Consider the following 24,944-nt stretch of genomic DNA (forward strand, 5'->3'; position numbering starts at 1 on the left):
CTCATCCTCAACTTCATATCCGCTAACGGAAAAATGCGATAGCCACACTGTATCCCGCCGTTTCAGGCGGTCTGTAAGAGGGTTTCGCTTTAGGGGGATAAGGCAGACTTATTACCGAAAAACGACGACGATTGACCGGCGCGGGTCAGGCACGCGGACGCGCGTTATCGCCCGTTTAATGACGGAGGTGGGAGGACAGATACGGGGATCACCCGCCCGGAAAAGGGGCAGCAGCGTGGTGACTTCGGCGGCCGTTGGAACAGCGGCGTGGTGACTGCGGCCACCCGTCAGAACGGGCTGGCGGCCGCATCGTGTGATGTCAGCTGACCAGGGTCAGCGGTCGGTTGTCGTGGGTGCGTTCGGCCATCAGCGACAGCAGGATCTTCTTCACCGCCTCGGCAGGCTGGGAGAGCGGCAGATGGTCGGAGGTGCAGAACGACAGCGGTGCCTGAATGCCCGGATCAATGATTTTCGACATCCGCGCGCGGGACTGTTTCACCATATTGCGGGCGATAGACTCCGGCAGAATGGTCGCGCCGAGGTTGCCCTCCAGCGCCTGCGCCAGGGTGGTAGCCGATTCGATTTCGCACTTCACCTTATAGGAGAGGTTTTTCTGCACGAAGGCTTCGTCCACCAGCTTGCGCATGATGTTGTACGGGCGCGGCAGGAACAGCTCAAGATGGGCGATCTGCTCCAGCGTGACGGTTTTACCGAAGCTGATTTCACTCTGCGGCGTCACCAGGTAGAGATCCTCTTTCATCAACGGAATAAAGGCCAGTCCGTGGATCTGACGATTACCGTACAGCACCGCCATATCCATGCGCCCGCTCATAATCAGCTCGCTGAGGGTGGTGCCAAAGCTCTCGTTGAAATAGAGCAGGATGCCGGGATGCTGTTTACGCACCTCCTCCATCAGCGGCAGCGCCAGCAGCGAGGCGGCGGTACCCGGTGCCAGGCCAACGGACACCTGGCCGCTCAGCGCCAGGCCCGCACCGTCGATGGCGCTCTGCGCCTGCTCACACTGGCGCAGTATCGCCTGGGCGTGGGCATAAAGGATGCTGCCCGCTTCGGTCGGCGTCACGCCGCGCTTGGTGCGGATCAGCAGCTGCTGTTTGACTTCGCTTTCCAGCGAGGCCAACTGCTGGCTGAGGGCTGGCTGGGCGATATGCAGAATATCGGCCGCCTGAGTCAAACTGCCAACGTCGACAATTTTGATGAAGTAGCGGAGCCGCCTGAGATTCATTGTCATACCTCTCGTCACCGGACAGAATGTTAAGAAAAAGTGAACGGAAGTGTAGCAAGATCCGGACCAGCCTGAGTGTTAACTGCCCCGCAAAGCCGGATGACAAAAAAGTTAATATGTAAAACAGTGAGATAGATCGTGTTATTTCGCTATCCAGCCATTTATCAACTGCTTGCTTCCCGCAGCGCCCTGCACCATTGCGGGGAGTTTTACTTATCACTGGGCCCCATCCATAAGCTTTTGCTCTTGAATCAGAACAAACTCCTCTTAACCGTCGTCCGCCGCTTATTCGTAACGTAGAGGCATCCCGGAACAGACTGGAGTGACCATGAGTGCTATCCGTATTGCCGCCCGCGTTACGCGTATTAAACCTTCTCCCAGCAGCAGCGCATCCGATCGCGCCAACGCCCTCAAGCGTGAAGGGAAAGCCATTATTAACCTGGTGGTCGGTGAACCAGATTTCGATACCCCGCCGGAAATCTGCGAGGCGGCCTGCGCCGCGATCCGCAACGGCGAAACCCGCTACACGCAGAACAACGGCACACCCGCACTGCGCGAAGCGATCGCCGCCAAGTTCCTGCGTGAGAATAATCTGACGGTAAAGCCGGAAGATATTATCGTCACCAACGGTGCAAAGAGCGCGATCTTCAACGCGCTGGCCGCCACGCTGGAAGTCGGCGACGAGGTACTGATCCCCGCACCCTACTGGGTTTCCTATCCGGATATGGTACTGGCCTGCGATGGCCGCCCGGTCGTGATCACCTGCCAGGAAGAGGCCGGATTCCGCCTGACCGCCGAACAGCTGCGGGCGTCGATTACCAGCCGCTGCCGCTGGCTGATCCTCAATTCGCCGTCTAACCCGAGCGGCGCCACCTACAGCCGCGCCGAGCTGCGCGCGCTCGCGGATGTGCTGCTGGACTATCCGCATCTGGCGATTATGACCGACGATATTTACGAGCATCTGCGCTACGACGACAGCCCGAATGTGCATCTGCTGGAGGTAGAACCGCGCCTGGCCGACCGCACGCTGGTGATCAACGGCGTGTCCAAAACCTACGCCATGACCGGCTGGCGCATCGGCTACGCCACCGGACCGAAAGCGCTGATTACCGCCATGGGAACGCTGCAATCGCAGTCCACCAGCAATGCCAGCTCCGTCAGCCAGGCCGCTGCCCTGGCCGCGCTGAACAGCGGCACCGGCTTTATCACCCACAGCCGCGAAATCTACCGCCAGCGCCGCGACGATATTGCCGCCCGCCTGAATGCCGTGCCTGGCCTGAGCTGCCGCGTGCCGGAAGGGGCATTTTATCTTTACGTCAACTGCGGCGGTCTGCTGGGTAAAACCACCGCGCAGGGACAGGTGCTGAAAAACGACAGTGAGGTGGTGCTGTGGCTGCTGGAGAGCGCGGGCGTGGCGGTGGTTGCCGGTGCCGCCTACGGCCTTTCGCCCTACTTCCGCCTTTCTATTGCCACAGACCTTGCCACGCTTCAGGCCGGGGCCGCCCAGATTGCCGCCGCCGTTAGCCAGCTGAAATAATCGATCAGGAGAATCGCTATGCCCGCAGGAAACCGTATTTTCTTACAACGTAATCTCGAAGCCGCTGGCTACGTCGAGGCCTTCCGCACGCTGCCCGCCGCCGTGGTGGCCGACTGCATGAGCCGCCTGCCCGCGCTGTCCGGTGAAATTCGCCTGATGAGCGCCCCGCGCAACGCAGTAATGTGCGGCCTGGCGGTCACCGTTAAGGCCCGCTCCGGCGACAATCTGATGCTGCACAAGGCGATGGATATGGCCGGTAAAGACGATGTGATCGTGGTGTCCAACGAAGGCGATCGCAGCCAGGCGCTGATGGGCGAAGTGATGACCACCTGGGCCCGCCAGCGTGGTATTGAGGGGCTGGTGCTGGACGGCCCGATCCGCGATATCGAAGGCATCGGCAAGATGGATTACCACCTGTATGCGGCCGCCATCACCCCCGGCGGCCCGTATAAAGACGGCCCCGGCGAAATCAACGTGCCGATCGCCTGCGGTAATATTCACGTGTCGCCGGGCGACATTATCCTCGGCGACCACGACGGGGTGATCGTCATCCCGCACGGCGATGCGGCGCAGATTCTGGAAGCGGCGCAGGCCTATCTGATCGTCGACGAGCGCAACTTCGAGCTGGCGAAGCGCGGCGAGCTGGAGCGCGGCTGGATTGATGAGACGCTGAAAAACAAGCAGGTGGAGATTATCGACGGGCGATTCTAGGCGGTAAAAGAACACTATCCTGTGTTGATAACAGGCACCCATAACGGGTGCCTTTTTCGTTATGCAACCGGCGTAATGGCTTTGCCGTGAGCGAACCACGAGGCGAGATTATCCGCCACGTTTTGTGCCATCGCCTGCCGCGTTTCCACCGTGGCGCTGGCGATATGCGGGGTCAGTACCGTATTTTCCAGCGCGAAAAAGCGCGGATCGATTGCCGGTTCACCTTCGAACACATCCAGCCCCGCGCCGGCGATGGTGTGATTTTCCAGCGCGGCGATCAGATCGTCGTCATTCACCACCGCACCGCGCGCGACGTTAATCAGCACACCCTGCGATCCCAGTGCGTGAAGCACCTCGCGATCGACCACTTTGTAGTTACGCGCATCACCCGGCACCGCCAGCACCAGTACATCGCTGAACAGCGCCAGCTGATGCAGATCGCCAAAGCGCTGCCAGCCGGGTTCATCACTCTGGCGGCTGTTGCAGTAGCCGATGTGCATATCGAAGGCGGCGCAGCGTCGGGCAATGGCTGAGCCGATGCGCCCCAGCCCAAGGATGCCGACGCGCTTGCCGCTGAGCTTGCTGCCTAGCACCGGCGGCCGGTTTGCCCACTCGCCCGCGCGCAGGAAGGCATCCTGCGCCACGATCTGCCGCGAGACGCTGAGCATCAGCGCCAGCGCCAGGTCGGCGACGTCATCGGTGAGGATATCGGCGGTAACGGTAACGGTAATGCCGCGATCGCGGGCGGCGGCCAGATCGATGGCGTCGGTCCCCACGCCGAACACGGCAATCACTTCCAGCGCCGGTAACGCGGCCATCACGTCAGCTGCCAGCCCGACGTCGCCACGGGTAGCGACCGCGCGGATAGTCTGGCCGTGCTGCTGTAGCCAGGCCGCCGCATCCGGCTGCTCGTACAGACGATGGCACTGGTAGTCGCGGTGCAGCATCTCGCTCAGCGCGGGCATCAGCGGCTGGATAATCAGTATCTGTTGTTTCATTGCGGGCATCCTTATTAACGTAGGGTTCAGAACGTTAATAAACTAGCGGAATTCCGCCGTGGCCCCCGCAAGGTTACGCTTATCGTCAGATAGGATTCGCTTATCATGCACGCGAAATCACCCGGCGCGCGCAGCGGCGATCAGCCCGTCCAGCCACTGCTGATGGCCGTTGATCATCGGGTTAGGTCGGGCGCTGGCCAGCTCAACCGCCGGTTTACCGTTCTGGGTTTCCTGAGTCAGCAGACGCACCCTGTCCCCCGGTAGCGCCTCAATCAGCCAGGCGTGATGCACATCCAGCCGACTGTCGCCCTCGCCGCACCCGCCGTGCCAGGCAATACGCGCCGCACCACCGACTTCCGGCGCGACGAATTCGTTGACTTCGCTTTCCACCACAAAGCCGAAGGTGGTGAAGCGGAAACGTGCCCCCTCGGTCAAATACGGGCCGCTGCCGTCGTGGAACTGAATATCGCTGGCGTTGCTGTAATAACCGGGCCAGGCGGCGGTATCAATCAGTTTGTCCCACAGCGCCGCGACGCTGAGGCCGGTGATAATCATTTCGTTGCTGGCGAAGTTGTCGCTAAAACCAGGAATGTAGCCCTGCGGCCAGTGAATGGCATTCATGAAGATTCCTCTCGGTGAGTCTGGTCGGCCAGTGCGCGGGATGCGCCTGCCGAAAACCACGGCATAATGCGTGGCACGGTGGTATAAAACCAATCAGCATTTTTTATTTCAGATATTATTTCTTGTGATATCTGACCCATTAGCCGCCGGGGAGTCGATGAGTAGCCCACTACGCACGCTGGATTTAAATCTGTTGAAAACGCTGGATGCGCTGCTGGATGAACGCAGCGTGACGCGGGCCGCACTGCGTTTGTCGCTGACGCAACCGGCGGTGAGCGCGATGCTCAATCGCCTGCGCGAGCATTTTGACGATCCGCTATTTACCCGCGGCCAGCACGGCATCAATCCAACGCTGCGTGCGCTGGCGCTGGCCGTTCCGCTAAAACAAATCCTCGGCGACATCGATCGGATGCTCCAGCCCGAAGCGTTTGATGCCGCCAGCTCGCAGATGTCGCTGAACATCGCCGCGACCGATTACGCCCTGAGCGCGGTGGCGGTGCCGTTTATTGCCGCGCTGCGCCAGCAGGCTCCCGGCGTGCGGGTGAGCGTGCAGCCGGTGGAAAGCGATCGGCTGGCCGTACAGATGGAGCGCGGCGAGGTTGATATGGCGCTGCTGACTCCGGACATCACCCCTGCCGATCTGCACGCACGTCATCTGTTTGACGAGCAGTACGTCTGCCTGCTGCGGCCCGATCACCCGGCCCTGCTGCACGGCGAGCTGTCGCTGGATAACTTCTGCTCGCTGGACCACGTGCTGGTTTCGCACAGCGGGCGTGAGTTTCGCGGTGTGACCGACCAGGCGCTAGCCGCAATTGGCCGTCAGCGACGGGTGACGCTGGCAGTAAACAGTTTCCTGGTGCTGCCGCAGATCCTGCGCAGTAGCGATTTGATTGCCGTGGTCCCGCGCAGGCTGGCAGAATCTACCGACGGTTTACTGCGGGTGCCGCCTCCGATCGCGGTTGCAGGCTTTAGCAAAACCCTGGTCTGGCACGAACGCAGCCATCGCGATCCCGGCCATCGCTGGCTGCGTAACCTTCTTTTTACCGCACTGAGCTGAGGCGACGATCGGTCAGAGCGTTCCGCACATACGGCTTAGCGATTATGCGTGGCCATCGCTTACCGTGATCGCCACTTATCGACAGGCCACGTGTTCGTCGATCTTTTATTACTGAGGTTATCTATGTCTGCGCTTTTTACCCCGTTTAAACTGAAAGACGTTACGCTACGTAACCGCATTGCGGTACCGCCAATGTGCCAGTACAGCGCCGTTGACGGCCTGACTAACAACTGGCATCAGGTTCACTATCCGGCGATCGCCCGTGGCGGCGCGGGTCTGGTGATTGTGGAAGCCACCGCCGTTTCACCCGAGGGCCGCATCACGCCGGCCTGCACCGGGCTGTGGAACGATGAACAGGCGGAAGGCATGGCGCGTATTGCGGCATCGATTAAGGCGGCGGGTTCCGTTCCGGGTATTCAGATTGGTCACGCCGGTCGCAAGGCCAGCGCCAACCGTCCGTGGGAAGGCGACGATCATATTGCCGAAGGCGACAGCCGCGGCTGGCAGACCATTGCCCCTTCCGCCATTGCGTTCGGCCATCATCTGCCAAAGGTGCCGCAGGCGATGACGCTGGATGATATTAACCGGGTGAAAAGCGACTTCGTTGCCGCCGCCCGCCGCGCGCGCGATGCCGGCTTTGAGTGGCTGGAGCTGCACTTTGCCCACGGCTATCTGGCGCAGAGCTTCTTCTCCGCGCATTCCAACCAGCGTACCGACAGCTATGGTGGCGATTTTGCCGGCCGCAGCCGCTTCCTGCTGGAAACCCTGGCCGCCGTACGTGAGGTGTGGCCGGAGAATCTGCCGCTGACCGCGCGTTTCGGCGTGCTGGAGTATGACGGCCAGGACGAGCAGACGCTGAACGAGTCGATTGAGCTGACGCGCCTGATGCATCAGGGCGGGCTGGATCTGCTGAACGTCAGCGTAGGCTTTACCGTTGCGGAAACCAACATTCCGTGGGGCCCGGGCTTCCTGGCGCCGATTGCCGAGCGCGTGCGTCGCGAGGCCGGTCTGCCGGTGGCGTCGTCCTGGGGCGTGGAGCAGGCGGAAGTGGCGGAGCGGGTGATTGCCGATCGGCAGATGGATTTGGTGATGATTGGTCGCGCGCATCTGGCGAATCCGCACTATCCGTATTATCTGGCGAAGAAGCTGAACGTTGAGGATCCGTCGTGGGTGCTGCCAGCGCCGTATGCGCACTGGCTGGCGCGTTATCGTTTAGCTGATTAACAACCTGATAGGGTGTGCCCCCGGTTTTGCCGGTGACTTCAGAGCCTCAGCCGACGGGGTGTGCCCCCCGCCCGGGCGGTCCTCGCGCCGCTTCGCGGTGCCTTCACTTCGTTCGTCAGCCGGACGGACCGCCACAGACGCGCGTCCTGCGTTGTTGGGCGGTTTTGCCGGTGACTGTAGTGGCAAAGCCAACGGGGTGTGCCCCCGCCCGGGCGGTCCTCGCGCCGCTTCGCGGTACCTTCACTTCGTTCGTCAGCCTGACGGACCGCCACAGACGCGCGTCCTGCGCGGCTGTGCCTTTCGCCTGCGTCCATGCAGGCGAATCCTGGCTTCCTCGCTCCATTCAGCGCTGCGGATTGCCCGTTCGGGGGCACACCCCGTCTGCTTTTTGCATAAGTGTTGTCTGGCAGAAAAAGGCGAACGACGATTGCAGCGATCAATTCCGGAATCAGAACTCAGAACTCAGAACTCAGAGCTCAGAGCTCAGAGCTCAGAACTTAGATTTTCGATATCCAGTAAAGTGGATCCAAGGTTTAGACTCTGTAGTTACTGAGAATGCGTCCGCTTATCCAATCGCTTTAAGGTGTTAGAAGCCTGTCATTTCAAGAGTAGAATCCAGACTTAAGCAGCCAGCATAATGTAGTAAAGGCACGGCCTCTGCGGTTAAAGAGCCAGCATCCCCCTGTCCAGTAACCTGAAGGATGAAAATCTAGTCGATTAGAGAACAGCATCGAGACTTAAGCAGCGAGCACAGCGTATTAAAGGCCCGGCCTCTGCGGTTACCGGGCAATCCACAGCGCTGAGGTGGAGGCGACGAGCCAGGAGACGCCAACAGGACGTTGGCGTCAGGCGTGGCGCGGGCAGGACGCCCGCTCCAAGCCGGTCCGGAAGGCGAGAAGCCGTAATCGAAGGCACCGCAAAGCGGCGCGAGGACCGCCCGGTAACCGCAGAGGCCGGGCCTGAATCACCCAGACTCGAAGCAACAAGCCATGAAGGCTCGGAGCCAGCACCGCCGTTATCGCATGCTTAAAAAAACCGCTATCCCCAAAGAGACAGCGGCTTCAAACTTCACTAAGCGAGCAAAAACCTAACCCGATAACTGACCGACCTCATCAGAAATCGACGTTAATCCCCGCCTGGAACGTACGGCCTGGCATCACCGCCAGCGCCTTCTCGTAGGCATCCTGCGTGGTGCTGCCGGTCAGATCGCGGCTGCTGAGATAATCCCAGTACTTGCGATCGGTCAGGTTATAAATACCGCCGCTCAACTTCACGTTCTTCGCCACCTGCCAGTACGCGGTCATATCCACCATGCCGTAGCCAGGAATACGATTGTACTCGGTGCTGGAATCGGTCAGCGCCGTGCCGCTGTTGGTGTAGCTCTCGCGGTTGGTCGCGCTGGCCTGCTTGCCCTTCACGAAGGTCGCCACCACTGCCGCACCGTAGCGCTTCGCCGGATCGTCCCACGCCATGCCCACTACCGCTTTCATCGGCGCTACGCTGTCGATATCAACATATTTGTCGCCATCGTAGCTGGACTTGGATTTACCTTCGCTGTAACCGAGGGCAAAGGTCGCGCTCAGGCCGTTAACCTCTTCAAACCAGGTGCCGAAGTTCACCTTGCTGCTCAGCTCTCCGCCCCAGATATAGGCTTTATCGCGGTTTTCAGCCTGATAAACGGTATAGATGTTCGACGGAACGTTGGTGAACTTGTCCGGGCTACCCGCACGCGTGTAGCGGCTGTAGGCGATAAAGTTCTTGTAGGTGTTGTAGAACAGGGAACCGTTCAGCGTCACGCCGTCGGTCACGTTGCCCTTCACGCCCCACTCCAGGTTGTTACTGGTTTCGGTTTCCAGGTCCGCATTACCAATCAGCGCGTACTGCGCGGTGCCGGCATAGGAGGAGCCCAGGTTCCACGAACCGTATAGCTGGCTGGCGTTAGCAAACTGCGCGCCGCGCTTGTACTGCAGATAGGTGATCATCTGCGGGGTCAGATCGTATTGCAGCATCAGCGACGGCAGGATCTGGCTGTCGCTGTTCGCCGAGCCATACAGGGTTTCCAGCTCGGAGGCGGTCAGCACGGTGCTGCCGGTGGTCAGGCTGGACAAGTTCTGCGGCTTGGTGTTCTGATATACCGCGCGCACGCCCGGGATCACCGCGAAACGGCTGCCGTTCAGATCGAAGTTGATCTTATCCTGCACGAAGCCACCGACGGTGTAGCTGCGGCTGTCTGCCTGCGGCTGCATGATCACACTGTAGACGCTCGGTGCCGGATCCTGACGGAACGGACGCTCGGTATCGGTGATGCGGCCGTTCAGTCCGGCGCTCAGATCGTGGCGGCCAATCGTTTTGTTGCCGTGCGTGTCGAAGCCCCAGGTATCAACGTTGTAGTCCGAGTAGACGTGCTGCATGGTGCCGTTAGCATCGGTCGGCATGTAGGTGTTGTCATGCGCTTCGGTATGCTGGTAGTAAACGCGGCTCGACAGGCTGTCGACAAAACCGTTGTCCGGCGTGTACTCGTCCGCCAGGCTCACGCCCCAGCGGCGGGTATCGCTCTGCTGCTGGCTGTCGCCGATGGTGCTGGTCCCTGCGGTATTCCAGGTGTCGTAATGGCTGTGGTTAACCTTGTGATAGTAGTCCAGGGTAGCGCTGAATTTGTGTTCGTCGTTCGGCTGCCAGATCCCGGAGGTCATCAGCGCGGTGGAGTGCCAGTTCGTCGGGTAGGCGCTGACTTCATCGCTGTTGTTGCTGGTCTGCTGACCGTCGCGACGGCTAAGCACGAAGACGCCGCGCAGGGTGCTGTCGCCCGCTGCGGCGGTGATGCCGTTATGCCAGCCGCGGTTGGACGAGTCGTAATCACTCTGGTAGCCAAACCAGGTGGAACGTTCCGGGGACAGATAATCGTCGGCGGATTTATTACGGAAGGAGACGTTGCCGCCAATCGAGGTATTCGGCTGCTCGACGGAGGTGGCTCCGGCGTCAATATCCACGCTGCCAAACATATAGGGATCGATATAGTCGCGGCCAATACCAAAGGTATTTAATCCCGCACGGCTTACATAGCTGCGGCCGGTGGCATCCGGTAATGGAATCCCATCCACGTCTAAACCAACGCGGTTGCTTTCCAGTCCACGAATATTAAATCCGGTGTAGCCGCTGCGGTCAAAGCCGCTTTTACCTGCGGTGGATCCCCCGCTGACTCCCGTTGCGCTAATCAGCGGCTGATAGCGCATCACCGAACCGAAATCGGTGGTGCCGTTCTTCTGCATCTGCTCGGCGGTAATGGTGGTTTTGCTGCCGCCCTGGAGCGGAGCCTGGGCGGTAACGGTCATCGTGCCCTGTTCGTTGCTGCTTTCTGCTGCGGCGTTCGCTGTGGCAGAAGTTTCAGCCTGCGCATAGCCGCAGGCACAGTGAATCGCTGCGGCCAGTACCGCCCATTTCATTACCGGCGCACTGATTCCCTGTAATTTTGACGTGGTGAGCATTTAATTACCCTTAGCTTGTTATTAGTATTGGCTCACGGATTGCTTCGATAAAAAAAGAATACGAAATCAGTTAAGTTTCACTAATATTATTATATTTTTAAAGCGGCGGGATATTAATAGGAATGATTCTCTTTATCAATAGAACACAGGACAGAAAGTTCACTTTATTATTAAGAATAATTAATTCTGCAGGATAGCGTTAAGGGCGTTAAATTAACCAGACACCTGCTTTCGAAAAACTTTCACTCCCTTCACAATTTCCTCACAATTATTTCGATATAAAACTCAATACTGAAAAATAATGATAAGAAAATGGATTTAAATAATCGAGCACATGCAGAAAGTTAGGTGGAGGATCGGCGGCGCCTGATACCTTTTCCGGCGGGTAAGCGGAATGACCTGCGCGTTGATGTGATTGCAACCTGGAAAATTCGGCAATTGGGATTGGTATTGAGAAAGACATCAGGCTTCAGGAGTCAGGAGTCAGGAGTCAGGAGTCAGGAGTCAGGAGTCAGGAGTCAGGAGTCAGGAGTCAGGAGTCAGGAGTCAGGAGTCAGGAGTCAGGGAGAAATCATGCACTGGGCTGAAACAGCGGGGCAATAAAAGCCTGCATGCATCAGGAAAAATCTGGGCCGAACTGCGAGATTGGAGGCACGGCGTGCATCTGGGCGAAGCCAACAACACTGACACTGGCTATGGCAAAGGCAGACTGGCTCTGGCTCTGGCTCTGGCTCTGGCTCTGGCAAACCAGCTAGCTGCGTTCGATCTTTTTCGCCGCTTCGTCCAGCGCATCGACAATCGCATAGAGGGTTTCCTGCGAGATATCCTGCTGCGACAGCCGCGTGTTGAGTGCGGTTTTCATATTGTGGATCGCCCGCTCAACTTCCGGCACGCTGCGGTTATGCACCAGCACCGCCAGAGAAGAAAGACGCTGAACAATTGTCGCCAGATCGGGCTGGTTTTGCTGTAGCGCGTCACGGCCCGGCGGCTCAAGGCGATAGGCTTTACGTGCCGCCTGCGGATCGACGGCGGCGATCATCGCCGTTTCTTCCAGCAGCGTCAGGCTGGGATAGATGATTCCCGGGCTGGGCGTGTATTCCCCTTTCGACAGATCCTCAATGGCCTTGATCAGCTCGTAGCCGTGGGCCTCGCCCTGGCTGAGAAAATGCAGCACCAGCAGGCGGATATCGCTGCCGTCGAGCATTTTTTCACGGCGTTTTTTGCGCTGGCTGACGCAGACGGCGCGCGGTTCGCTGTCTGAGGAAGTAAAGGGAAATTGCGGTCGTTTCATCGCCTGCCCGTGCGGAAAAAGAAGGGGGATGATAGTAGACCGCCACCCGGTGAAACACAACCGGCGCGGCGGTCCGCAGGGTTACTTCTGGTGCCAGTAGGCCACTGCACGGACAAAGTTGTCGTCGCAGCCGCGCTGGATAACAAAGTAGTCGTTAAGCTGCTTCACCGCGTCACCTTCTCCGGTCAGCCAGATAAAGTAATCATCGTGCGGCAGCTGGATGCTGTCGAGTTCGCTAATCAGCGTCTGCAGACGTTCGCCGTGCATCCTGCCGCTACCCAGCCAGCTGACATCAATACCGTTCAGGCCGTCCAGATAGAGGCTGCCGCTGGCTTCATCAGCAAAGGCGAACAGTTTACGTACCCCGCCCTGCACGGTTTCTTTGCGGCGCTTAAACGCCGGCAGGCCGCTTTCGTCGCAGACGTAAAGCTGGAAGGCATAATCTTCCGGCACGATCATTGAGCCGCGCGGGCCGCCAATCGCCAGCGGATCGCCAACCTGCGCCTGCGCCGCCCAGCTGCTGGCAACGCCGCCGTCGTGGATATAAAAATCCAGGGTCAGGGTGTTTTTCACCCCGTCAAACCACAGCGGCGTGTAGTCGCGGGAAACGGGACGGGTGCCTTCTTTCCACACCACGCCGTCGGAGGTGACTTCCGGCAGTTGCAGTTCGCCGGTGGCGGCATCAGGGAAGAACACTTTGATGTGGTCATCAAAGCCCGGGGAGATGAACCCGGCCAGATCGTCACCGATAAAGTCGATACGCCAGAAGTTTTCGGCGACGAGGGTCTTTGCGGCCACCGTAATCTGACGGAAGCGCAGTTCGTTACGAACGCGCTTCGGCGCGCGGCTTTTATTTTCGGACAAGATAATTCTCCTGGGCGATGGCTGAACTGGTAATGATTCGTATTAACGCATAAAAATATATCCATGATATATCTTCACCGCAAGCAGCAATCCGCTAAGAGAGTAGGAAAAAAGTAACAATCTGTGCGTTTGCTGCTGATAACGACGCCGCTGAGCGGCGTCGGCAACTTACTTGGCGACCGGGCGATACTTCCACAGCCAGCGGCCGCTATTGAAGCGACGGCGGAAACAGGCACCGCGAATGATCCAGTCCAGCGCCATGCCCAGCCAGATCCCCGCCACGCCCATGCCGAGGACAATACCGAGCAGATAGCCCGCCACGATGCGGCCCCCCCACATGCTGAGCAGCGACACCCACATGGTGTAACGTGCATCGCGCGCGCCCTTCAGCCCGGCGGGCAGCACCCAGGACGCAGCCCAGAACGGCATAAAGGCCGCGTTCAGCCACACCAGCATTTTTACCACGTGAACCACCTGCGGATCCTGGGTGTAAAACGCCGCCAGCACGCCGGCAAACGGCACGGTCAGCAGGGCCAGCGCGCACAGACCGATGTTCGACAGCCAGAAGATATAGCGCAGCAGCCGCTCCGGCTGGCCAAGCTGCCCGCGCCCGAGTCGCGTGCCGACGATAATGGTGGAGGCGGAGCCCAGGGCATTCCCCGGCAGGTTAATCAGCGACACGATAGAGAAGGCGATAAAGTTACCGGCAATCACATCGGTACCCATTCCGGCAACGAAGATCTGCGTCAGCAGCTTGCCACCGTTGAACAACACCGACTCGATGCTGGCGGGAACCCCGATGCCCAACACCTCGCGCAGGATATTAACGTTCAGCCGGGTGAAGTAACTTTTTAGCGATATTTTCAGCGCCGGAACGAAGCCGATCACCAGCACGTAGATCACCGCCGCCGCACCGATGTAGCGGGAAATCGTCAGCCCCAGCCCGGCCCCAACGAATCCCAGCCCGTGCCACGAAAAGCAGCCGTAAATCAGCACGCTGCTGATGGCAATATTCAGGATGTTCATCCCGCCGTTAATCAGCATCGGGATTTTGGTGTTGCCCGCGCCACGCAGCGCGCCGCAGCCGATCAGCGCAATGGCCGCCGCCGGATAGCTCCACGCGGTGGTTTGCAGATAGGAAAGCGCCAGCGCTTTGACTTCCGGCTCCGCTTTTCCGGCAATCAGGTCGATAATCTGCGGCCCGATAAACTCAATCGCAATCGCCAGCAGCACGGCAAACAGCGTCATGATAATCAGCGACTGGCGGGCGGCCGCCACGGCCCTTTCGCGATTCAGTTTGCCCAGGCTGAAGGCCACCACCACCGTAGTGCCGAGGTCGATGGCGGCGAAAAAGGAGATGACGACGAGGTTAAAGCTGTCCGCGAGGCCGACGCCGGCCATCGCTTCGCTCCCCAGCCAGCTGACCAGGAAGGTGCTGAGCACCCCCATCAGCAGAACGCAGAGGTTCTCAAAAAATATCGGTACGGCCAGCGGCGTGACTTCACGCCAGAACAACACTCGCCAGGAGCGTCTTTTGGGATACCACGCGGTACGTTGAATAGCCTGCTGCAGAGAAACTCTGAGGTTTTGCAAGGTCATTCCAGCTTTTTATCAGGGAGAGTAGGGACTGAATAATGATGGTTAAAGCGCGGGCGTTATGCAAAGTCTTTTTATGTTTCAAGGTACTTTGCCGGTGTGATGCAGGCCCGCGCCGTCACGTGTTCTTCTGGCGCGGATGACATGGCGCGGCCGCAGAATTTATTAAACCGGTGGTCACAGAGCCACGGTGTTACTGTTACACTGCGCCATCATTTAAGGAGCTATTGATGAAATCCCGTTCCGTGACGCTGGATGACGTGGCGCGTGCCGCCGGTGTTTCCTATCAGACCGTTTCCCGGGTGCTGAATCATTCCAGCCGGGTAGCCGAATCGACCCGCAGCCGGGTTGAAGCGGCCATGCTTTCGCTCAACTACGTGCCGAATCGCGTTGCCCAGCAGCTGGCCGGAAAAAACACCCGTACACTGGGGCTGGCCACCAGCGATCTGGCCCTGCTGGCCCCGGCGCAGATCGCTTCGGCGATGCAGCAGCGCGCCAGCCAGCTGGGATGGCATCTGGTGATGGCGATGGCGGGTGCGGATGCGGGCGCTGCCCAGGCGGCGGTCAGCGATCTGCTGGCGCAGCGGGTGGATGCATTGCTGGTCAATCTGCCGCTGGAAACCGCCGCGGCGCAGCAGATTGAGGCAATGGCCGGATCCCTGCCCTGCCTGTTTCTTGACGTGGCGGAGGATGCGCCGGTGGCAAGCTGCGGCTTCAGTGCGCAAACCGGTGCCCGTCAGGGCGCGGAGCATCTTCTGGCGCTGGGCCATCGCCGCGTTGTGCTGCTCAACGGGCCGTCGTCGTCGGTGGCCGCGCGCGCGCGGTCAGACGCCTGGCGTCAGGTGCTTGAGCAGCATCAGCTTGTCGCGCAGGCCGAGCTGTTCGGGGACTGGAGCGCCAGTTCGGGCTATCGGGCGGTGATGCAGCTGGCCGATCGCGAGTTACCTTCGGCGCTGCTGGTGGCCAACGATCAGATGGCGCTGGGTGCGATGCAGGCGCTGCACCAGCGCGGCATCGTGGTGCCGACGGAGATTTCGGTGGTGGGCTACGATGATACCGCCGACAGCGCGTGGTATCAGCCACCGCTGACCACCGTACGCCAGGATATGCGTCTGCTGGGGGAACGCAGCGTGGACTGGCTGATCCGGCGCGTGGAACAGCCCGCAGAACAGGCGACGGCGGAAATGTTTGCCACCGAACTGGTGGTGAGGGACAGCACTGCCCCGGTGTTCAACGGTAAACCGGGCAGTGCTCGGGTCGCCGCAGAGCTTCAGCGCCTGGCGCGGGTGCTGGCGCAGGATCCAGAGCAGTAGAGCATTGACTCAGACGCAGTAAGATTAACACCTCAAAACACGGTGATTTGGGCAAAAAAAAGCCACTATCTGCATAGTGGCTTCTGGACGTTCGGGTGACCAACGCCGCGACACGTCCGCGACGCTGTGAGATTCGAAGATTACTTCGGCTCGCCCATCGCTTTCAGTTTTTTCGACAGGTCACGACGTTCTTTCGACAGGTCGGCATTTTTGATGATGTAGTCATCAACGCGGTCTTCATAATCGCTGCGCATGCTGCCAATGATTTCCTGGATCGCTTCCACGCTCATGCCCGGCTTGATGTACTCGGACAGGTTATCAAGCAGCAGCACGCGTTTCTGGTTGTCGCGGATTTTCTTTTCATTGTCGACGATTTCACGCTGCAGTTTGTTTTTGCGACGAAACATACGCACGAACTCCAGTACGTCCTGAAATGATTGCTTTGCATTTTCCATGAAGACACCTTTCTTTTGGGCCTGTTGCACAGGCATCACTGTCGTGGCTATCAGCTTAGCGGCACACCGCGGCCGATGGCAATGTTAAATCTGCTCAACCGAATGCCGCTATCTTACCCTGGCGCTGACCATCCCGCAGTAAGTAGTTGCTGAATCGTTTTATTTTCGCAGCGCGAGGCGTAACAGCTCGGACAGTCGCTCCAGCTGGCGGGCCATTTCCAGGCTCAGCCAGACGTAGCCGTGGATCGCCGTTTCAACCTGTTCATCACCGCCCGCCTCGGCGATCAGCTGGCGCAGTTCACGGCTGATTGAGGCCAGTTCTTCACTGTTGGCCGCCATCTGCTCGGTGTTGCCATCCACGATGGCTTTCGACAGCGTGCGCAGCATGTCTTCCGTCATCTGCTGCGTGCGCCGCAGGGTTGGCGCATTGAGCAGGATAAGATGGCTCTGCCGTGATGCCCACCAGGCATTCAGCTGCAGTTCCAGGGTGCAGACGATATTGCGGTTGAGCGTCTGGATGGCCTCAAACACCGATCGCGGGGTGCGCGTTTCCTTACTGGCTGGCTCGATCAGCGATCGCATCTTCACCACCTTGCCCAGCAGCCGCTGCAGCGGGCGGGTCAGGCGCGGCTGCTCGACCAGGTTTGGCGAAAAACCGGCGTGGTAGATTTTTGCCGTTTCCAGCAGCGAGTCCGACAGCTGAATGCGCCAGTGGGTATAGGCTTTCTGCGGCCAGATGCTGGTGAACAGCAGCGCCAGCAGGGAACCGAGGATCACATCGCCTCCGCGCCACAGCGCAGAGTGGATATCCCCCGGCGTGCCGCCGCAGATCACCGCCAGAGTGATGCCGATCAGCAGCGCCATATACGGATGTTTCCCCAGGGTGAGGAAGCCGCAGATAAACATCACCACGGCGCACCACACCAGCATGATCGGCAGGTTAAACAGCTCCAGCTTTAAAGCAATCAGCCCGGATATCGACCCGAAGATGGTGCCACCGATGCGCTGAACCGCACGGGGAAAGACGTTGCCCCACGATGAGATCGGCCCCATCACCACCACAAGGGTGATCAGCGGCCAGCTGCCTTCGGGAATATCCAGCAGGCGAACCAGCAGGAAGGTCAACACAAAGGCCACGGCGATGCGCACGCCGTGAACGATGCGATAGTTGCGGTAAACGCTAAAATGCAGGGCCGAGAGCGGCGTATCGGGTCGCAAAACAGGCTCCGAACAGGATCAGAAATAGCGGCTCATGATACCTGAAGCACAGAGGATGGACAGCCGAGGCGGGATGTTTTCAGCGACTTTTTGACATAATTTCCGTACGGTAATCAGCATAATACCCTGTGATTACCGCACGTTATCAAACCCTTAACGTATTACGTTTTTTTGGCGCGATTCAGTAACACATTTTCAATAATGTGTTCACATCATCAGGGGCAATCACTCCTGGAATTTTTCAACCGCAACGCAGATCAGAAGATCCCACACGCCGGTTTGCGAGCCGTCGTTGAGGTAGCGTTCGAAACACGGCCCCTCCGCGCGCTGATAGCCGCTGCCGGGTAGCCAGCCATCAAAAAACTCACGCCACGGTCGGGCAAAATCCCCGTCGCTGACCTGGACCTGCGCAACGGCATAGCACGCGGCGGGGATCGGCCGAAGCTGTACGTCCTCGCTGTCCAGCGGCAGGATAAAGTCGGATGGCACGCTGATGCCGGTATCCACCACCAGCCGATCGGCGGGTATCTGCTGCGGGTCGCCGTAGTACACCGCCAGCCATTCGCCCTTCAGCGGGTTGCGGCTGACCCACTCACTCAGCCGGGAAAATCCCTGCGGAACGGTTTTTTCCCACGGCCCTTCCAGGCGGTATCCCGCCAGCTGACCGGCCGGTAATTGCTGAATTTCCACTCTCATCACAGTCATTCCTTTTCGTGTTGTGGTGTAACGCTATCCGCCACTGCCGAGGCGATGACCTCAGCGACGGCATATGCCCGCGACGTTACCTGTCACGGGTTAAAAATTTTTCCAGTGCTGCGCCAGTTGCAGCCGCAGTTTTTCAACAAACAGCCTCACCCGGGGGGGCTGATGCAGGCCGCTCAGCCAGATGGCATGCAGCGGTGCCGCCGGTAACGGATAGTCGCCGAGAACGGTCAGCAGACGCCCGTCGCGCAGGTCTCCGGCAACGTCCCAGATGGATTTCATGGCGATCCCCGCATGGTTCAGCGCCAGCGCGTGCGCCGCTTCTCCGGTATTCACCTGCAGCCGTGAGTTGATCGGCACGCTGCGCGGATCGTCATCGCTGCCAAAACGCCATTCGGTCATCGGCGCATCTCCGGTGACGATGCAGCAGTGGGCGCTCAGCTCTTCCAGCGTTTGCGGCAGGCCGTGCTTTGCCGCATAGCCGGGCGAAGCACAGAGCACGCGCCGGTTGCCGACCAGCTCGCGCGCCACCAGCCGCGAATCCGCCAGCGCGCCGTAGCGAATCGCCAGGTCATAGCCGCTGGCGGCAAGGTCGATAACCCGATCGCTGAGATGCAGCTGTAGCTTAACGCCGGGATGTTCGGTCATAAACTCGTTGAGGATCGGTGCCAGCCAGCGCTGCCCCATACTGTGTGAGGCGGTGATGCGCAGCGTGCCGCTTGCCCGGCCCAGCCGGTTTGCCAGCGCGCTGTCGATGGCCTCCAGCTCCTGCTGCAATCGTACCGCATGCTCTGCAAATACCAGCCCTTCATCGGTCAGCGAGACGTGCCGCGTAGTGCGGTGAAAAAGCCGCACGCCAAGCTGCTGCTCCATTTGCGTCAGACGCTTGCTGACCACCGCCAGCGATATGCCCAGCTGGCGCCCGGCAGCAGACAGGGTTCCGCCACTGGCAATCGCATTGAACAATGCCACATCACGCAGATCTTTTAACATTGCTATTCTTAATTTTAAGGAAACAATTCATTTCCATTCTTGCACAGGACGTTGATAAATACAGTCATGCGCTAAGGATAAAGCCTGGCAGAATATAACTCGGCAGAGGGTGGGATGCGCTGCGGCGGCGAGAGCATTCTGCCCCGCCGCCCTCCAGGCTTACAGCTTGCGCTGGATGTAGTCTTCTATGCGGGTGAAAATACCCGCCTGCTCGACCGGCTGCAGCGTCACCAGCGGATAGCTGGTCAGCAGCTTATCGCCTTCCACCAGCTGGATGGTACCCACCTGTTCGTGCAGCTTCAGCGGCGCTTCCAGATTTTTGTTTTCAACCACGTAGCGCGCTTTGATTTTCTGCACCTCGTCGCGCGGTAGGGAGAGGTAAATGTCTTTCTCGCTGCCGAGCGGCACGCTGTGCGGGTTGCCGTACCACACTTTCTCGTGGCCGATCTCTTTTCCGGCGTGGAACAACTGCACCGTATCAAAGTTGCTCTGGCCCCAGGTCAGCAGCTTGCGGGCCTGTTCTTCCCGCCCTTTCGGGCTTTTTCCACCCATCACCACGGCGATCAGACGGCGCTGCCCATCCACGCTGGAGGCGATCAGGTTAAACCCGGCGCTGTCGGTATGGCCGGTTTTCAGGCCGTCCACATGCAGGGTTTTATCCCACAGCAGCCCGTTGCGATTCTGCTGGGTGATGCCGTTCCAGGTCAGCGATTTCTCACTGTACATCTGATAGAAGTCTGGCTCGCCGCTGATGATTGCGCGGGAGAGGATCGCCAGATCGCGGGCGGTGGTGTACTGCCCCGGCGCATCGAGCCCGTGTACCGTTTCGAAATGGCTATTAGTCATACCCAGTTTGCTGACGTACTGATTCATCATATCGACAAAGCTGGACTGGCTGCCCGCCACGTAGTCGGCCAGCGCCACGCAGGCATCGTTGCCGGAGTCGATAATCACTCCCCGGCTGAGATCGCGGACGGTGACTTTATCGCCGGGCTTGATGAACATCAGCGAGGAGCCTTTAAACACCGGGTTACCGGCAGCCCAGGCATCTTTACCAACGGTAACAATATCATCGCGGCTGATGCGCTTTTTATCGATGGCGCGGTCCACCACGTAGCCGGTCATCAGCTTGGTCAGGCTGGCCGGGTTGCGGCGTTCATCAGGATTACCCGCCGTCAGGATCTGCCCGGTGGTGGCATCCATCAGCACCCAGGAGGCGGCATCAATCGCCGGGGGGGTCAGCGGGAACGTCAGCGCGTTCTCAGCGGGGAGATCTTCAGCACGGGCGACCGTACTCAGTAATAAAACCAGGCATACACTTCCAAGCTGACGCTTCTTCACCGCTACATCCTCGAATTAACCAACAAAAAACTGCGCATGTTGTACGAGATATCGCGTGGCAAAGTGTAATTAAATTGCAAGAAAATATGAATTATCAGCGCATTACCGCATCAGCTGGCTTTGGGCGTCTGATACTGCATTTTTACCGCGTCAATCAGCGCCTTGCAGTCGGTAAAGCGATCCTCTGCCCGCTCGGCACCCAGCGTCACCACCAGCAGCAGCTGATTGTGCGGCATTGATACCACGCAGGCCAGATTGTAGATGGGCGTCAGCGTACCGGTTTTACCGCCGATGACTTCCAGATCGGAGAACAGCAGATTGTTGGTATTTGAAATCGTTTCGATACGCGGCGTATCGCCAAACACCTTCAGCCGGTAGTTTTGCGTTTTCCAGCTGCGCATAATCATCGGATAGCGGGTCGCGCGGGCCACCATCTTCAGGGCACCGATCACGCTGGCATGATTGTTCCCCAGCCCGGATGGCGTGGTGAACAGCGCCGAACCCATGCCGATGGCGCGTGATTTCGCATTCATCTGCCGCACCCAGCGCACCAGCGCCTGCCGGTCGGTGTAGTCAGTCACCCCTTCCGCGTTCAGCAGCTTACCGCCCCAGATGCGGGCAATCATATTGGCGGTGACGTTGGAGGACGGCAGCATCAGATTGTAGAAGGCGTCATTGACCGAGATCGATTCACTGACGTTGAGATTCGCGCCGGATCCCAGGGCTGAATCGGCATCGGTACGGGTCAGCAGCGTGTTGAGATCGGGTTTGAGATCGGCCAGCACCATCGCGGTCAATATTTTAGTCATCGACGCCATCTGTTGCAGATCGCGGTCGCCCTGGGTGTACAGGGCTTTCGACCGCACCGGGCCGGGCCCTTCATTGATCAGCAGGATGCCAGCGGCTTTCGAGCTGCTTAACGCAACGGGCGGAATGGCTAACAGATTTACAGGCAATTTATTCCCCGATTTCAGACAGTAACCCGGTTTAATTGTAACCCGTAACCGGCCGTCAGGCGAGAGTGGGCAACACACTATAGCGCGTCACAGTCCAGAAATGCGTGGCCACATTGTTTGCCCTGCGGGCAGGCTGGATTTAGCGCGGCACATTCGTCACTTCAGAGCGAGGGGATAATGGTTTACCATACCTGAAACGTCGTTCTGCATCGCTCAGGGCTATTTGAACAAAAGTGAACGGATATAAACTTTGAAAAACGATCGCGCACAGCCTACCTTCCTCTTCCACGATTACGAAACCTTCGGTAAAAGTCCTTCGCTGGACCGCCCGGCGCAGTTCGCGGGCATTCGTACCGACATGGATTTCAATATTATCGGCGAACCGGAAGTGTTTTACTGCCAGCCCGCCGATGACTATCTGCCGCAGCCGGAAGCGGTGATGATCACCGGCATCACGCCGCAGATTGCGCGCGCGCGCGGCGTGAGCGAAGCGGAATTCACCCGCCGTATCCACCAGCTGTTCAGCGAACCCGGTACCTGCATCGTTGGTTATAACAACGTGCGTTTTGACGATGAGGTCAGCCGCAATCTGTTCTACCGCAACTTTTATGACCCGTACGCCTGGAGCTGGCAGAACGGCAACAGCCGCTGGGATTTACTGGATGTGATGCGCGCCTGCTACGCCCTGCGCCCGGACGGCATTGTCTGGCCGGAAAACGACGACGGCTTTCCCAGCTTCCGCCTGGAGCATCTGACCAAAGCCAATGGCGTTGAGCATGCCAACGCGCACGATGCGATGTCCGATGTCTATGCCACGATTGCCATGGCGAAGCTGGTCAAAGAAAAGCAGCCGAGGCTGTACGATTTCCTGTTCACCCACCGCAACAAGCAAAAAATCACCGCGCTGGTGGATATCCCACAGATGAAGCCGCTGGTGCATATTTCCGGCATGTTTGGCGCCGCGCGCGGCAATACCAGCTGGATCGCCCCGCTGGCCTGGCATCCCGATAACCGCAACGCGCTGATTACCTGCGACCTGGCCGGCGATATGACGCCACTGCTGACGCTGGATGCAGAGCAGCTGCGTGAGCGGCTGTATACCCGCCGCGATGAGCTGGGCGACGCCTCCCCTGTGCCGCTTAAGCTGGTGCATATCAATAAATGCCCGGTGGTGGCCCCGGCCAATACGCTGCGCCCGGAAGATGCGGCGCGACTGGATATCGATCGCCAGCGCTGCCTGAATAACCTCGCCCTGCTGCGAAAGCACCCGGAAGTGCGTGAAAAAGTGGTGACGCTGTTTGCGGAGGCGGAGCCGTTTACCCCGTCGGACGACGTCGATGCCCAGCTGTATAACGGCTTCTTTAGCGATGCGGATCGCCAGGCAATGAATATTATTCGCCAGACGGCGGCGGAGAATCTGCCCGCGCTGGATCTGACCTTTGCCGATGCCCGCATCGAGAAGCTGCTGTTCCGCTTCCGCGCGCGCAATTTCCCCGGCACGCTGGACGATGCCGAGCAGCAACGATGGCTGCAGCACCGCCGCGAGATGCTGAATCCGCAGCGCGTGCAGGATTACGTGCAGGAGCTGGAGGCACTGTTTAATCAGTACGAAGGCGATGCCGCGAAGCTGGCACAGCTTAAGGCGCTGTTTGAATACGCCCGCGAGCTGGTGTCCTGACGGTCATCTCCGGCGGCGGGATCGAAAAAGGGCGGTTCATCTGAACCGCCCTTTTTTATGGCCTGCTGCAAAACGGGTAAACCGTTACATCAGATCTTCACTGCACTGCGGCACCGGGTTGCGGAAGCTGCGGGTCACGAAGGCCAGATACAGCAGCCCAATTGCGCCCCACACCAGGCCGAGAACCATGGAGCTCTCTTCCAGGTTAATCCACAGCGCACCCACCGTCAGGGCACCCAGCATCGGCAGGATCAGGAAGGTGAAGTTGTCTTTCAGCGTTTTGTTACGCTTTTCACGGATCCAGAACTGCGAAATCACCGACAGGTTAACGAAGGTAAACGCCACCAGCGCACCGAAGTTAATCAGCGCCGTGGCCGTCACCAGGTCGAAGGTGATGGAGGTGAGCGCGATGGCGCCAACCAGCAGCACGTTCAGCGCCGGGGTACGCCACTTCGGATGGATGTAGCCGAAGAAGCGCTCCGGGAACACGCCGTCACGACCCATCACGTACATCAGGCGCGATACGCCAGCGTGTGCCGCCATACCTGAAGCCAGCACGGTCACACAGGAGAAAATCAGAATGCCGAACTGGAAGGCTTTACCCGCCACGTACAGCATGATTTCCGGCTGTGAGGCATCCGGATCTTTAAAGCGAGAGATATCCGGGAAGTACAGCTGCAGGAAGTAAGAGACGACCACGAAGATCACGCCACCGATTAATGCGGTGAGGAAGATCGCTTTCGGGATCACGCGGCCTGCGTCTTTGGTCTCTTCAGACAGCGAGCTGATGCCGTCGAAGCCGAGGAACGAGAAGCAGAGTATGGTCGCTCCCGTTATCATCGGCACAACGTGGGCATTTTCAGACCAGAAAGGTTTGCTGCTGACCAGCGTACCGGCACCTTCGCCGTGCGCCACGCCCCAGACCACCATGCCCATAATGACCACCATCACCGCCACCTGCAGCACCACGATCACGCTGTTAAAGTTGGCAACGGTTTTAATGCCTTTCAGGTTAGACAGGGTCATAAAGCCCACCAGCATGATCACGAATATCCATGATGGAATGCCGGGAACCAGTGCTTCCCAGTAAATTTTGGCCAACAGAATGTTGATCATCGGCATAAACAGATAATCAAGCAGTGAAGACCAGCCGACCATAAAGCCGACGTGCGGGCTGATCGCTTTCTGCGCATAGGTATACGCCGAACCCGCAGACGGGAAACGACGAACCAGCTGGCCGTAGCTCAGCGCGGTAAACAGAATAGCAATCAGCGCAAATGCGTATGCGGTTGCTACGTGACCGTCAGTCAGGCCGGAAACAATGCCAAAGGTATCGAAGAGGGTCATTGGCTGCATGTAAGCCAGGCCCATCATCACTACAGGCATTAACGTCAGCGTTTTCTTCAGGTGGGCACGAGGCTGTGCGCCAGGAGTAGCGGTATTAAGCGACATGATTCAGCCTCCCCATAGAGTCAACCTTTCTGGGTTGAACCACAGGGAAACTTCGCGTACTGCGAGAGTCTTTCATAAGAGGATTGAGGGTATTGCAGGCAGGAGTAAAGTGAGATCCTGCTTTCGCGCCGTAGTCGTCGCGTTGGCGAATGCCAGCAGATGCTGGAGTAAGAAGATGTTGCCCCATGTTTGTTTCCTCAATAAGACAC

General features: G+C 58.8%; 20 protein-coding genes. 6 read left to right on the forward strand and 14 right to left on the reverse strand.

The annotated features are described in order from the left end of the window. Positions 1-319 precede the first annotated feature (319 nt). Positions 320-1,243, reverse strand: coding sequence for a nitrogen assimilation transcriptional regulator NAC (nac, locus tag EC836_RS15960; protein ID WP_123334850.1), 924 nt, complete (start codon positions 1,241-1,243; stop codon positions 320-322). A 328-nt stretch (positions 1,244-1,571) separates the two neighbouring features. Between nac and EC836_RS15965 the strand changes: the two genes are divergently transcribed. Both EC836_RS15965 and EC836_RS15970 read left to right on the forward strand, forming a co-directional pair. Next, positions 1,572-2,780, forward strand: a complete 1,209-nt coding sequence (locus EC836_RS15965) for an aspartate transaminase (protein ID WP_123334852.1) — start codon at positions 1,572-1,574, stop codon at positions 2,778-2,780. 18 nt (positions 2,781-2,798) lie between these two features. Then, entirely contained in the window at positions 2,799-3,491 is a 693-nt protein-coding gene (locus tag EC836_RS15970) for an RraA family protein (RefSeq protein ID WP_123334853.1), read from the forward strand. Between the two features lie 59 nt (positions 3,492-3,550). Here EC836_RS15970 and EC836_RS15975 read toward each other — a convergent pair whose 3' ends face one another. Next, complete coding sequence (locus tag EC836_RS15975) at positions 3,551-4,489, reverse strand: 2-hydroxyacid dehydrogenase (protein WP_123334855.1); 939 nt, start codon at positions 4,487-4,489, stop codon at positions 3,551-3,553. A gap of 117 nt (positions 4,490-4,606) precedes the next feature. Then, entirely contained in the window at positions 4,607-5,110 is a 504-nt protein-coding gene (locus EC836_RS15980) for an SRPBCC domain-containing protein (RefSeq protein ID WP_123334857.1), read from the reverse strand. Between the two features lie 157 nt (positions 5,111-5,267). Between EC836_RS15980 and EC836_RS15985 the strand changes: the two genes are divergently transcribed. Both EC836_RS15985 and EC836_RS15990 read left to right on the forward strand, forming a co-directional pair. Further along, positions 5,268-6,167, forward strand: coding sequence for a LysR family transcriptional regulator (locus tag EC836_RS15985; protein ID WP_123334859.1), 900 nt, complete (start codon positions 5,268-5,270; stop codon positions 6,165-6,167). Between the two features lie 123 nt (positions 6,168-6,290). Continuing rightward, positions 6,291-7,391, forward strand: coding sequence for an NADH:flavin oxidoreductase/NADH oxidase (locus EC836_RS15990; protein ID WP_123334861.1), 1,101 nt, complete (start codon positions 6,291-6,293; stop codon positions 7,389-7,391). 1,112 nt (positions 7,392-8,503) lie between these two features. Here the strand turns inward: EC836_RS15990 and EC836_RS15995 are convergent. From EC836_RS15995 to EC836_RS16015, 4 genes are all read right to left on the reverse strand, one after another. After that, a complete protein-coding gene (locus EC836_RS15995) occupies positions 8,504-10,876 on the reverse strand; it encodes a TonB-dependent receptor domain-containing protein (protein WP_123334863.1) in 2,373 nt (790 codons plus the stop codon). A gap of 751 nt (positions 10,877-11,627) precedes the next feature. Beyond that, positions 11,628-12,167: a PadR family transcriptional regulator gene (locus tag EC836_RS16005; protein ID WP_123334865.1), complete on the reverse strand. Its 540-nt coding sequence runs from the start codon at positions 12,165-12,167 to the stop codon at positions 11,628-11,630. An 81-nt stretch (positions 12,168-12,248) separates the two neighbouring features. Next, positions 12,249-13,034 carry a siderophore-interacting protein gene (locus EC836_RS16010; RefSeq protein ID WP_370348079.1) on the reverse strand — a complete coding sequence of 262 codons (786 nt, stop codon included), beginning with the start codon at positions 13,032-13,034 and terminating at the stop codon, positions 12,249-12,251. Between the two features lie 165 nt (positions 13,035-13,199). Beyond that, a complete protein-coding gene (locus tag EC836_RS16015) occupies positions 13,200-14,630 on the reverse strand; it encodes an EmmdR/YeeO family multidrug/toxin efflux MATE transporter (protein ID WP_123334869.1) in 1,431 nt (476 codons plus the stop codon). A gap of 227 nt (positions 14,631-14,857) precedes the next feature. Here EC836_RS16015 and EC836_RS16020 point away from each other — a divergent pair, with 227 nt between their 5' ends. Next, positions 14,858-15,940 carry a LacI family DNA-binding transcriptional regulator gene (locus EC836_RS16020; protein WP_123334871.1) on the forward strand — a complete coding sequence of 361 codons (1,083 nt, stop codon included), beginning with the start codon at positions 14,858-14,860 and terminating at the stop codon, positions 15,938-15,940. 140 nt (positions 15,941-16,080) lie between these two features. Here the strand turns inward: EC836_RS16020 and EC836_RS16025 are convergent, their stop codons facing one another. The 6 genes from EC836_RS16025 to EC836_RS16050 form a co-directional block, all read right to left on the reverse strand. Then, positions 16,081-16,395 (reverse strand): DUF496 family protein, encoded by a 315-nt coding sequence (locus tag EC836_RS16025; RefSeq protein WP_123334873.1) that lies wholly within the window; start codon positions 16,393-16,395, stop codon positions 16,081-16,083. A 159-nt stretch (positions 16,396-16,554) separates the two neighbouring features. Further along, positions 16,555-17,613, reverse strand: a complete 1,059-nt coding sequence (locus EC836_RS16030; protein ID WP_123334875.1) for an FUSC family protein — start codon at positions 17,611-17,613, stop codon at positions 16,555-16,557. Between the two features lie 225 nt (positions 17,614-17,838). Beyond that, the gene (sbmC, locus tag EC836_RS16035; RefSeq protein WP_123334877.1) at positions 17,839-18,309 is read right to left on the reverse strand and encodes a DNA gyrase inhibitor SbmC; all 471 of its coding nucleotides are present in this window, start codon (positions 18,307-18,309) and stop codon (positions 17,839-17,841) included. A 99-nt stretch (positions 18,310-18,408) separates the two neighbouring features. Further along, a complete protein-coding gene (locus tag EC836_RS16040; RefSeq protein ID WP_123334879.1) occupies positions 18,409-19,308 on the reverse strand; it encodes a LysR family transcriptional regulator in 900 nt (299 codons plus the stop codon). 159 nt (positions 19,309-19,467) lie between these two features. Continuing rightward, complete coding sequence (dacD, locus tag EC836_RS16045; RefSeq protein WP_123334881.1) at positions 19,468-20,649, reverse strand: serine-type D-Ala-D-Ala carboxypeptidase DacD; 1,182 nt, start codon at positions 20,647-20,649, stop codon at positions 19,468-19,470. Positions 20,650-20,759: 110 nt separating this feature from the next. Further along, a complete protein-coding gene (locus tag EC836_RS16050) occupies positions 20,760-21,605 on the reverse strand; it encodes a D-alanyl-D-alanine carboxypeptidase family protein (RefSeq protein ID WP_123334884.1) in 846 nt (281 codons plus the stop codon). 250 nt (positions 21,606-21,855) lie between these two features. Here EC836_RS16050 and sbcB point away from each other — a divergent pair, with 250 nt between their 5' ends. Further along, positions 21,856-23,283, forward strand: a complete 1,428-nt coding sequence (gene sbcB, locus EC836_RS16055) for an exodeoxyribonuclease I (protein WP_123334886.1) — start codon at positions 21,856-21,858, stop codon at positions 23,281-23,283. Between the two features lie 84 nt (positions 23,284-23,367). Here sbcB and EC836_RS16060 read toward each other — a convergent pair whose 3' ends face one another. Continuing rightward, positions 23,368-24,735 carry an APC family permease gene (locus EC836_RS16060; protein WP_123334888.1) on the reverse strand — a complete coding sequence of 456 codons (1,368 nt, stop codon included), beginning with the start codon at positions 24,733-24,735 and terminating at the stop codon, positions 23,368-23,370. Positions 24,736-24,944 lie beyond the last annotated feature (209 nt).

Source organism: Erwinia sp. JUb26 (assembly GCF_003751505.1).
Lineage (GTDB): Bacteria > Pseudomonadota > Gammaproteobacteria > Enterobacterales > Enterobacteriaceae > Erwinia.

What these genes read in the sequence shown, in the direction of transcription:
- sbmC (WP_123334877.1), bottom strand. Translation starts at nt 18,309, where the DNA reads ATGAGAGTGGAAATTCAGCAATTACCGGCCGGTCAGCTGGCGGGATAC.
- EC836_RS15970 (WP_123334853.1), top strand. Translation starts at nt 2,799, where the DNA reads ATGCCCGCAGGAAACCGTATTTTCTTACAACGTAATCTCGAAGCCGCT.
- EC836_RS15995 (WP_123334863.1), bottom strand. Translation starts at nt 10,876, where the DNA reads ATGCTCACCACGTCAAAATTACAGGGAATCAGTGCGCCGGTAATGAAA.
- EC836_RS15975 (WP_123334855.1), bottom strand. Translation starts at nt 4,489, where the DNA reads ATGAAACAACAGATACTGATTATCCAGCCGCTGATGCCCGCGCTGAGC.
- EC836_RS15985 (WP_123334859.1), top strand. Translation starts at nt 5,268, where the DNA reads ATGAGTAGCCCACTACGCACGCTGGATTTAAATCTGTTGAAAACGCTG.
- EC836_RS16005 (WP_123334865.1), bottom strand. Translation starts at nt 12,167, where the DNA reads ATGAAACGACCGCAATTTCCCTTTACTTCCTCAGACAGCGAACCGCGC.
- EC836_RS15980 (WP_123334857.1), bottom strand. Translation starts at nt 5,110, where the DNA reads ATGAATGCCATTCACTGGCCGCAGGGCTACATTCCTGGTTTTAGCGAC.
- EC836_RS15990 (WP_123334861.1), top strand. Translation starts at nt 6,291, where the DNA reads ATGTCTGCGCTTTTTACCCCGTTTAAACTGAAAGACGTTACGCTACGT.
- EC836_RS15965 (WP_123334852.1), top strand. Translation starts at nt 1,572, where the DNA reads ATGAGTGCTATCCGTATTGCCGCCCGCGTTACGCGTATTAAACCTTCT.
- EC836_RS16025 (WP_123334873.1), bottom strand. Translation starts at nt 16,395, where the DNA reads ATGGAAAATGCAAAGCAATCATTTCAGGACGTACTGGAGTTCGTGCGT.
- EC836_RS16060 (WP_123334888.1), bottom strand. Translation starts at nt 24,735, where the DNA reads ATGTCGCTTAATACCGCTACTCCTGGCGCACAGCCTCGTGCCCACCTG.
- EC836_RS16020 (WP_123334871.1), top strand. Translation starts at nt 14,858, where the DNA reads ATGAAATCCCGTTCCGTGACGCTGGATGACGTGGCGCGTGCCGCCGGT.
- EC836_RS16040 (WP_123334879.1), bottom strand. Translation starts at nt 19,308, where the DNA reads ATGTTAAAAGATCTGCGTGATGTGGCATTGTTCAATGCGATTGCCAGT.
- EC836_RS16015 (WP_123334869.1), bottom strand. Translation starts at nt 14,630, where the DNA reads ATGACCTTGCAAAACCTCAGAGTTTCTCTGCAGCAGGCTATTCAACGT.
- nac (WP_123334850.1), bottom strand. Translation starts at nt 1,243, where the DNA reads ATGAATCTCAGGCGGCTCCGCTACTTCATCAAAATTGTCGACGTTGGC.